The 8,994-nt window shown below is 68.8% G+C and carries 7 protein-coding genes; 5 read left to right on the top strand and 2 right to left on the bottom strand.

Going from position 1 to position 8,994, the window contains the following annotated elements:
• Positions 1-226: 226 nt before the first annotated feature.
• Both VLF38_RS07670 and VLF38_RS07665 read left to right on the top strand, forming a co-directional pair.
• Positions 227-1,426 (top strand): Fic family protein, encoded by a 1,200-nt coding sequence (locus VLF38_RS07670; protein WP_325270684.1) that lies wholly within the window; start codon positions 227-229, stop codon positions 1,424-1,426.
• A 10-nt stretch (positions 1,427-1,436) separates the two neighbouring features.
• Positions 1,437-1,712: a Dabb family protein gene (locus VLF38_RS07665; RefSeq protein ID WP_325270683.1), complete on the top strand. Its 276-nt coding sequence runs from the start codon at positions 1,437-1,439 to the stop codon at positions 1,710-1,712.
• A 40-nt stretch (positions 1,713-1,752) separates the two neighbouring features.
• Here the strand turns inward: VLF38_RS07665 and VLF38_RS07660 are convergent, their stop codons facing one another.
• Positions 1,753-1,908, bottom strand: coding sequence for a hypothetical protein (locus VLF38_RS07660; RefSeq protein ID WP_325270682.1), 156 nt, complete (start codon positions 1,906-1,908; stop codon positions 1,753-1,755).
• Positions 1,909-2,143: 235 nt separating this feature from the next.
• Between VLF38_RS07660 and VLF38_RS07655 the strand changes: the two genes are divergently transcribed.
• Positions 2,144-4,231, top strand: a complete 2,088-nt coding sequence (locus VLF38_RS07655; RefSeq protein WP_325270681.1) for an acyltransferase family protein — start codon at positions 2,144-2,146, stop codon at positions 4,229-4,231.
• Complete coding sequence (locus tag VLF38_RS07650) at positions 4,228-5,292, top strand: acyltransferase family protein (protein ID WP_325270680.1); 1,065 nt, start codon at positions 4,228-4,230, stop codon at positions 5,290-5,292. Before VLF38_RS07655 ends, VLF38_RS07650 begins: the two co-directional genes overlap by 4 nt.
• A 3-nt stretch (positions 5,293-5,295) precedes the next feature.
• On the opposite strand, the gene VLF38_RS07645 is transcribed toward VLF38_RS07650, so the two are convergent.
• Positions 5,296-8,499, bottom strand: a complete 3,204-nt coding sequence (locus VLF38_RS07645) for a CDP-glycerol glycerophosphotransferase family protein (RefSeq protein WP_325270679.1) — start codon at positions 8,497-8,499, stop codon at positions 5,296-5,298.
• Positions 8,500-8,616: 117 nt separating this feature from the next.
• On the opposite strand from VLF38_RS07645, the gene VLF38_RS07640 reads away from it, so the two are divergent.
• On the top strand, positions 8,617-8,928 hold the full coding sequence (locus tag VLF38_RS07640; RefSeq protein WP_325270678.1) for a pyrimidine/purine nucleoside phosphorylase: 312 nt from the start codon (positions 8,617-8,619) through the stop codon (positions 8,926-8,928).
• The last annotated feature ends 66 nt before the right edge of the window (positions 8,929-8,994 follow it).

Raw genomic sequence — 8,994 nt, 5'->3', positions numbered from 1 at the left:
CGAGGAGTGAGGCGGAGGTAGGGCGAGGAACGAGCCCTGCCGGAGCCGAGCCCCGCAGGATGCTCAGCCAGATCGAGCACGGCTGAGGCCGCGGAGTCGAGACCAGTACGCCGGGCGGCGGTCACCCCTCATGGGTGGCCGCCGCTCGCTGCATGTGCGACATGCATGTGCGTTTAGTGCAACGAGGTACCACGTCATGTCAGTGAAGTGCCCATAGACTGACATCATGGATCTGGCCATGTTCGGAAACGACAGTCCTGGCGAACTCGTCAGGATCACCGGATCTGACCCCGTCACCGGCTCCTGGGATCATCGGGCGTTCGTCCCCGAGCCGCTCAGCCACGACGGCCCCACCCTGTCCACGCCAACCTGGCGTGCCGTCTCAGAGGCCCGCGCCGCACTTGCCGCTCTCGACAGCACCGCGCAGCGGCTTCCCAATCCCACCCTTCTCCGCAACCCCACCCTCCGCAAGGAAGCCCAGAGCACCTCAGCCCTCGAAGGCACCTACGCTCCCCTCGCGGAGGTCCTCACTGCGGACGACGAGGAGCCTGGCTCAGCGGACATGCGCGAGATCCTCAACTACGTCCGCATGGCCAACCATGCCTTCGCCTGGGTAGGAGAAGGGCGACCGCTCACCCCCTCCTTCCTGAGCGATCTCCAGGGTCTGCTCATGATCGGGACACCCCTTCAATCTGTCTCGGGGCGACTGCGGGATGAGCAGGTGGTCATCGGGCTTCGCGCTGGCGGCGACCCCGCCTTGCCTCCCGTCAAGAACGCTCGCTTCGTCCCGACACCTCCAGGGCCGGGCCTGGAAGGGTCGATGCAACAGCTCGTCGACTGGATGAGCGCAGACCACTCCGCCGCCATCGATCCCGTGGTCGGCGCTGCCATGACCCACTATCAGTTCGAGACCCTGCACCCTTTCCGCGATGGAAACGGACGCCTCGGCCGACTGCTCGTCGTCCTCGACCTTTACGGGTCGGGTGTCCTCACAGAGCCGACCCTGACGGTGTCACCTTGGTTCGAGGCCCGTCGCGGCGACTACTACGACAGGCTTCTCGCCGTGAGCACGGAGGGCGACTGGGATGGGTTCGTCCGCTTCTTCGCGCAGGGCCTCCGTGGATCCGCCGATCTCACTCACCGCCAGATGCTGGCTCTCGTCGACGTCCAGCGTGAACTCAAGGAGATCGTCAAGGCCTCCCCTCTCCGTGCCGACAGCGCACAGTCCCTCGTCGACTTCGCGGTCGCCAATACCTCATTCACCGTCCGGCAGGTGCAGAAGGGCCTCCAGGTCTCCTACGGGCGCGCGAACACCTTGGTCGGGCAGTTGTCCGACCTGGGCATCCTCGCCGAGGTGGCAGCGTCGGGCCTTCAGCGCAGGTTCCACGCTCCGCGCGTGTTGAACGTCCTCGTGGCGAGCTCGTAGGACGCACACCATGTCCTACCGCCACGTAGTCCTGTTCAAGCTGCACGACGGCGCAGACGCACCTGCGGCCGTGGCAGCACTGGAGGCGGCACGGCCGCGATCGGGCGCGAGCCGCTGGGTGATCACCCCGAGCCTGGACGACCGCAAGGGGACCGTCATCGTCGAGGACGCGACGTTCGCCGACGAGGAGGCCTTCGATGCCTGGCGGAAGTCCGCCCTGCACCTGGCTGCGGTCGCGCACATGCGCGCCAACGCCGACTGGCTGGTCGGCGACTGGGTGGAGTGACCTCTCCCGGGCACGAGCCGGGATGCCGCGGTGCCGCCTCTCAGGCGGGCACCCGCCAGTCCTCGTCGGCTGAGGCGATCGCGAGGCGGCCACTGCCGTGACGCTCCTCCAGAAGCGCGGCAAGGTCGCGCAGCTCGGCATGGCACGCGCAGGTCAGGCGGCTGTCTCCTGCGTCCGGAACACGTCGGATCGTCATGTCCCCACTCCCTCCAGAACGGGGCGGCCCCTCCCAAGGCCACCGGTCCGCCCACGGTAGGTGGAGGTGTCCGGTTCGTGCCATCCGCCGAGCGGCGTAGTCCGGGTGGGCTACACCTCTCGGTGTTCGACCGTCGAGAGTGCCCCCAGTCAGGCCGGTCCGGACAAGTTGGTCACGCCCGGGCACGCTCTGTAGCCTCCGCTACGCGACCCCTGAGCCCGAGGAGCCCTCTTCCATGTCCCACAATGCCGCGCGCGGCGATGGTCTGCGCCTCGACATCCAGGGACTCCGTGCGGTCGCCGTCTCGCTCGTGGTGGTCTACCACCTGACGCCGATGCACCTGACCGGCGGCTTCGTGGGCGTCGACGTGTTCTTCGTGATCTCCGGGTTCCTGATCACCTCCCACCTCATCGCACGCCCGCCCCAGGTGCCACGGGACCTCCTGGTCTTCTGGGGACGCCGGATCCGGCGACTGCTGCCGGCGTCGCTCCTCGTGCTCGCGGTCACCGTCGTCGCGTCATGGGCGATCCTTCCGGACACCCGGTGGGAGTCGACCGCCCAGCAAGCGAAGGCCGCCGCGCTCTACGTCATCAACTGGCGACTCGCTGGCGACGCCGTCGACTACCTCGCCGCAGAGTCGGCCGCTTCGCCGGTGCAGCACTTCTGGTCACTCTCGGTCGAGGAGCAGTTCTACCTCGGCTGGCCCGTGCTGATCCTGTTGCTCGGCATGCTCGCCCTGGCGACGCGACGCGCCCCCAAGGCCTGCTACGCGCTGGGCCTGGGCGCGGTGGTCCTCGCCTCGTTCGCGTGGTCGGTCCACCAGACCGCGACGAACCCCGCCGCGGCGTATTTCGTCACCCCCACCCGGATCTGGGAACTGGGCATCGGCGGCCTCGTGGCCGTGGCCGCGAGCGCCGGTCTCTTCGCCCGGCTCAGTGCTCGCCTGCGCATCGCGCTCTCGTGGGCGGGCCTCCTGGGCATGCTCGCGGTGGGACTCACCTACACCGGCCAGACACCGTTCCCCGGCTGGCAGGCGGCTCTGCCCGTGGCGGCGGCCGCACTCGTGATCATGGCCGACGCACCCGCGGGCTTCCTCTCCCCACTGACGATCCTCGGCAACCGGGCCGTGCAGTGGCTCGGCGATGTCTCGTACGCCGTCTACCTCTGGCACTGGCCCCTCATCGTCCTGGTGCCAGCGTTGCAGAACCACGGGCGCACCCGAATCGACGCGATCATCATCCTCGCGCTGACCTTGGTGCTGGCGGCCGCAACCAAGGTCTGGGTGGAGGATGCCTTCCGCACCCCGGCGTGGAACCGCCGACTGGCCGGGACCTATGCCTTCGGCGCCGCCGGCATGGGCGTCGTGCTTGCGCTGAGCACGCTGGTCATCGCCCGCGTCCACCACCTTGAGGAGAGCAACCAGGAGACGTTGGCAGCCGCCCTGGCCGAGCATGACCCCTGCCTCGGTGCTGGCGCCACCGACCCAGTGAACCGGTGCGCTCCGACAACCGCACCGCCGATTCCCAGGCCTGCGCTGGCCGCCAAGGACAAGTCGGAGGCCTACCCCGAGGTCTCGGGCGGCAAGGACTGCTGGTCGTACACCCCTGACTTCCCGGCGATCACCTGCACGTTCGGTGATCCCGACGGCACCGTCGAGGTTGCACTCACCGGCAACTCCCATGCCGGCCACTGGCTCCCGGCGCTGGACCGGATCGCGAAGCAGCGGCACTGGCGGGTCACCACCTATCTCGCCTCGCGGTGCGCACTCGCCGACGTCGAGCAGACCTTCGACACCCACGCAGACGCCGTCAGCTGCCGGCGCTGGGGACGCGAGACCACCACGCGCATCGTCGCGTCCTCGCCCGACCTGGTCGTCGTCTCCAACCGGATCTCGGTGACGGCGTGGGGTGCCCCATCGGTCGTCGCCAGCCTCCCGGCGTACGAAGAGGGTTACCGTCGCCACTTCCAGAAGTTCGTCACGGCAAAGCTGCCGACCGTCGTCCTGCGGGACACCCCTGCCCCGACGCGGACGGGCATCGAGTCCATCCCCGACTGCGTCGCCGAGCACCCGGAGGACGCCAAGGCCTGCTCCGCACCGCGCTCCAATTGGCTGCCGCCCGATCCGGCCATCGACGCCGTCACGGGCCTGTCCAGTCCCTTGCTGAGCAGCATCGACCTCACCGACCGGATCTGCGAGGGCACGGTCTGCCGCGGTGTCGTCGGCGGCGTGGTCGCCTACTTCGACGGGTCACACATGACGGCGACCTTCAACCAAACTCTGGCCCCGTACCTCGGGCCTCAGTTGCGGGAGATGCTTCGATGACGAATTCGTCCGCCCCGGCTCGCTCCGCCTCGGCACCTCGTGACGCCTGGCTCGACAACATAAGGCTGGTCGCGATCATCCTCGTCGTCGTTGGCCATGCCGTCGGCTCGAGCCGCAACAGCAGCGGCGCGGCGCTTGCGCTGTCCAACTTCCTCTACGCCTTCCACATCCCGCTGTTCGCGATCACCGCGGGCTGGACCGCCCAACGACTGCAGGCCTCCCCCGCCGGTCTCTCGAAGATGACCTGGCAACTGCTCGTCCCCTACGCGATCTTCCAGGTCATCGCCCTGGCCAACGGCCACGCGGACGGCCTCGACCTGGAGTGGCAGTTCGCCGTGGCGACGTTCGCACTGTGGTTCCTGATGTCGCTCTTCCTCTGGCGCCTGCTCGCGCCGTGGTTCCGGGGCGGTGCGGGCGGCCTGGTCGCCGCTCTCGCCATCGCTCTCGCCATCGGCTTCGTCCCCGAGATAAACGACACCCTCTCGCTGTCGCGCACCCTGTTCTTCTTCCCCGCGTTCCTCGTCGGCGCGACGTACGGCGACAGGCTGGCCGGCTGGCTCCGGCCGGTCGCGGTCCGTGGCGTGGGGGCCGCGACCCTCCTCGCCGCCATGGCCTACTGCGCCGTCAACGCCGAGACGATGAACCGCTTGCTCCAGCTGGGTCGCGATCCCTACGAGGTCGTCGGCATCCCCGGCACCGAGGGAGTGCTCGCCCGCCTGCTGACCATCCTGGCCGGGATCGGACTCGCGTTGGCCTGCGCCGCGCTGACCCCGCGCGGGCGGATCCCCTTCCTCACCGGCCTCGGCGCCTACACGATGTACGCCTACCTGCTGCACGTGGTGATCCGTCGGCTCCTGATCTCCTGGGACCTCCTGCCGGTCGCACACGACACGACCGGCGCCCTCATGATCGTCGCGGGCGCAACCGTCCTCACCATCGTGCTGATGACGCCGCCGGTGCGCCTGCTCGTGCGGCCCCTCGTCGAGCCGGCGTGGGTGCGCGACCTCGCGCTCGCACCGTTCCGTCATCGAGCGGGCGGGCGCCGCGCCTCCGCCGCCTGACGCTCAGCGCTCCAGCAGGTCGTCGACCACGCGCGCAGCGACGTGACCGTCGTCGAGGGGGCCGTACTGCGCGACGAACGCGTCCTGCTTCTCCCGGTAGCGCCCGGCGATGCCGTCGAGGTCGTGCAGTGCGCTGACGAGCTCTTCCTGCGACGTCAGGATCGGGCCAGGAGCCTGCGCCTCGAAGTCGAGGTAGAAGCCGCGCACCTGCGTGGAGTACTCCTCCAGGTCGGGGCAGAAGAAGAGCTGGGGACGACCTGTGAGGGCGTAGTCGAACATCGTCGAGGAGTAGTCGGTGATCAGCGCGTCCGCCGCCGCCATCAGGTCCTGCGCGTCCTCGTAGTCGGTGACGTCGAGGATTCGTTCACGCAGCTCATCCGGGACGCGGACCATGCGCCCCGTGACGTGGTGCGCACGCACGAGGAAGACGACGTCGTCGGGCAACTGGGCGGCGAGCTCGGGAAAGTCGAGCCCCGATCGGAAGGCGTACTTCTTGCCGTTGCGGACGTTGTCACGGAAGGTCGGGGCGAAGAGCACCAACCGGGTCCCCGTGCGTACGCCGAGACGGGCACGCGTGGCTGCACGCCGCGCGTCGATCCCCTCACCGGCGAGCACGTCGTTGCGGGGGTAGCCCAGCTCGAGAACCTCGCCGTCGTAGCGGAAGGCAGAGCGAAAGCACTCGGTGGCATACGGGCTCGGCGACACCAGGGCACTCCAGTAGCCGGTCTGCCGGGTGACCCGCTCGAGGTAGCCCTCCTTGCGGCCGGTCTGGCTGATCGCATCGTGCTGCATCCGCTTGAGCGGCGTACCGTGCCAGCTCTGCAGGTAGAAGGTCCGGCGGGCGGGCTTGACCTCCAGGCCGAGATTCTGGTCGGAGACCCAGAAGCGAGCGCGACCGAGTGTCCAGTAGAAGCGCGGCGTCTTCGGCGTGACCTTGCGGGTGCCGAGGTCGACCGGCCGGAAGGTGCTCGTGGTCGACCAGACGGTGCGCAGGTCGCTGTCGCGCCGGACCAGCTCCTCGTAGATCGCGCGCGGGTTGCCCGCGTACTGCTTGCCGCTGCCGCTCTCGAAGACGATGGTGTTGCTGCGAGGGGTGAGCCGCGCGACGGCCATCAGTGCCTTCATCGCCGGACGGAACGCCCCGCTCTTGCGGAAGCTCGCGTAGAACCGCCCCGCCGGCTGCGACGTCCGCATGCGAGTCGCCATCCCGCGTAGGCCGCCCGCGTCAGCGACCGAGGCGTAGACACGCGCACAGTTGTCACGGTCGGCGTGTGCGATGACACGCGCGATCCGGCGGGCGTTCTCGGCAGGCATCGCGAATCCGGCCTGCCAGTCACGCTCGAGCTCTGCCAGGACGTCCTCCGCATGGGCGGCGACGTAGCCCGGCAGGTCGGCGACCGGATCGAGGTGGGAGGGGTGCCGGCCGAGGAAGCGGTCGCGGTCGAACTGGAAGTAGTAGACCGGCCGCCCCTGCAGCGCGAAGTCGAAGCCGACGGAGGAGTAATCGGTCACCATCGCCCGGTGCTCGCGCATGAGGTCCTGCACGTCACGCTCGCCCTGCCGCAGCACGGTCACCCCGTCGGGGGCGTCGAAGAGCGCGGTGTGGTGGGCGAGATTGGGGTGGAGCATGAAGGTCACGGGCTCGCCTGCGTCGACCAGCCGCTTGATCCGCTCGTCGTGCAGCAGGCCCCGCCAGCGCTCGAGGAACTCGCTCTCGACGAAGAACTCCGGGCGGAGCAGCCACTCGCGCCATGTCGGGATGATCAGCAGTCCGCGCGGCTCTCCGGCGGACGGCGCCAGCAGGCTGTCGAAGCGAGGCAGCCCGGTCACGCGCACCTGGCTGGGCAGGTAGCCGAAGTCGTTGATGATCATCTCGCGCTCGCGTGCGGAGGTGACGTGGAAGATGTCGCACTGGAAGTCCGAGATGCGACGGCCGTAGTTGGCGACCATGTTCTTCATGCCCATGATCCCGTGCTGGAGGAACACACGGACGCCGTTGGCATAGCGGACCAGACGCGGGTCGGGGGTGGGCAGGAGGTACTCCGGCAGATGCGTGGAGACCAAGCGGGTGGCCAGCAGCGCGTAGCGGACGTGCTCGATCGACCCACGGACGACGACATTGCCGAGCTGATCGAGCCGGTCCCGGTGGGGCGAGTCGGCGGTGATCACGTAGTAGACCCGCTTGCCGGGGTGCTGCTCGCGGACCCAGCGGAAGAAGTGGTAGCCGTTGTCCTGGGCGCGGTCGGGCAGCTCACCGACCAGCCAGACACCCTTCCAGAGCCGGAGCAGCGGCATCAGCCACGCCCACCGGAGCAGGCGCCGCATCGCCTCAAAGGCGTGCGGCTCGAAGTGGTCGACCTTGAGGCTGATCCGCTGGCCCTTGAAGGTCAGGTAGGGGACGTAGTGGCTGGTCTGGTCCGTGCCGATGACCGTCATCGGGCGGAGGGACCGGGCGCTCGCGGGGACTCCTTCGGGGAGCCGTAGCTCGCGGCGGCGCTCCTCGCCGTCAGCGAGGAGCAGTGCGACGTGGATCGGAACGTACTCGCTCTCGCGCGGCAGCTGCTCGGTGACGGTGGCCATGTCGACCCGACCCTCGACCAGGTGGACAAGGCGACGCCCGTGCTGCGCGCTCGTGGCGCTCTCGTCGCGGGTGACGCGCAAGGGAACTCGCACCGACTCGCCCGACCGCCGTTCGGTCAGGACCATCTCCGCGTCGATGAGCTCGTCGTCGGAGTCGACGCGCATCTTGATCTCGAACGAGGACCCCTGCGGATGGAACGCGAGCGTCTCCGTCTCGAGGCGTGCAGTCGTCGGGTCGGCCGTGACACCGAGCATGGTGAAGCCGAGCGGACCGACGTGCAGGCGCACATGGACCCCGTCGACCTCGGTGGACAGCAGACGCCACGGACGTTCAGTGATCCGCGCCTGGCCGAGCTTGTGCCGGACGACTTCACCGTCAGCGCGCACGCTCTCGATCCCGAGGCTCATCCGGCCAGTCTCCGCAGGCCACTGGGCGACGACCTCTCGCAGGTCGACGATCGACTCGTACATGTAGTCGCCAGCAGTGCTCGCGACGACCGGGAAGCGCTGCCCCTCGTCGCCAAGCCCGACCACGAGTGCGGTCATCTCGACCGCCCTGGACATGGAGTACCGGACCAGCAGGTTGTGCCCGTCCACGTCGAACGCAAGCCGTTCGATGCTGTTCATCTATCCTCCGCGGACTCGATACGTGCCACGCGCAGGTTACCTGCCGCGGCCCGTCGCGGCCGGACATGGGCGGACGTCGGCGGCGGGGCCCCGGCGTACGGCCGTAGGATCGGGGGCGTGACCCAGTTCGACAACGTCTCCGTGATCAAGCAGGCCAACGTCTACTTCGACGGCAAGTGCGTCTCCCACAACATCGTGCTGGAGGACGGCACGAAGAAGTCCGTCGGCGTCATCCTGCCCTCGCAGCTCGTCTTCACCACCGGTGCGCCGGAGGTCATGGAGCTCGTCGCCGGCACCTGCCGCGTCCGCCTCGCCGGCTCCGACGAGTGGACCGACTACACCGGCGGGCAGTCCTTCGACGTGCCCGGCGACTCGTCCTTCGACATCGAGACGACCGAGACCCTGCACTACGTCTGCCACTTCGGCTGAGACCTCCCGACCACGCACAAGGCCCGCCGCTCCCCTCTCGGGGAACGGCGGGCCTTCGTCGTACGC

Origin of the sequence: Nocardioides sp. (assembly GCF_035481145.1) — a bacterium.
In the GTDB taxonomy this organism is placed as follows: Bacteria; Actinomycetota; Actinomycetes; order Propionibacteriales; family Nocardioidaceae; genus Nocardioides.
Note: the sequence above shows the minus strand (reverse complement) of the source record. Positions and strands in the feature narration are given on the sequence as shown.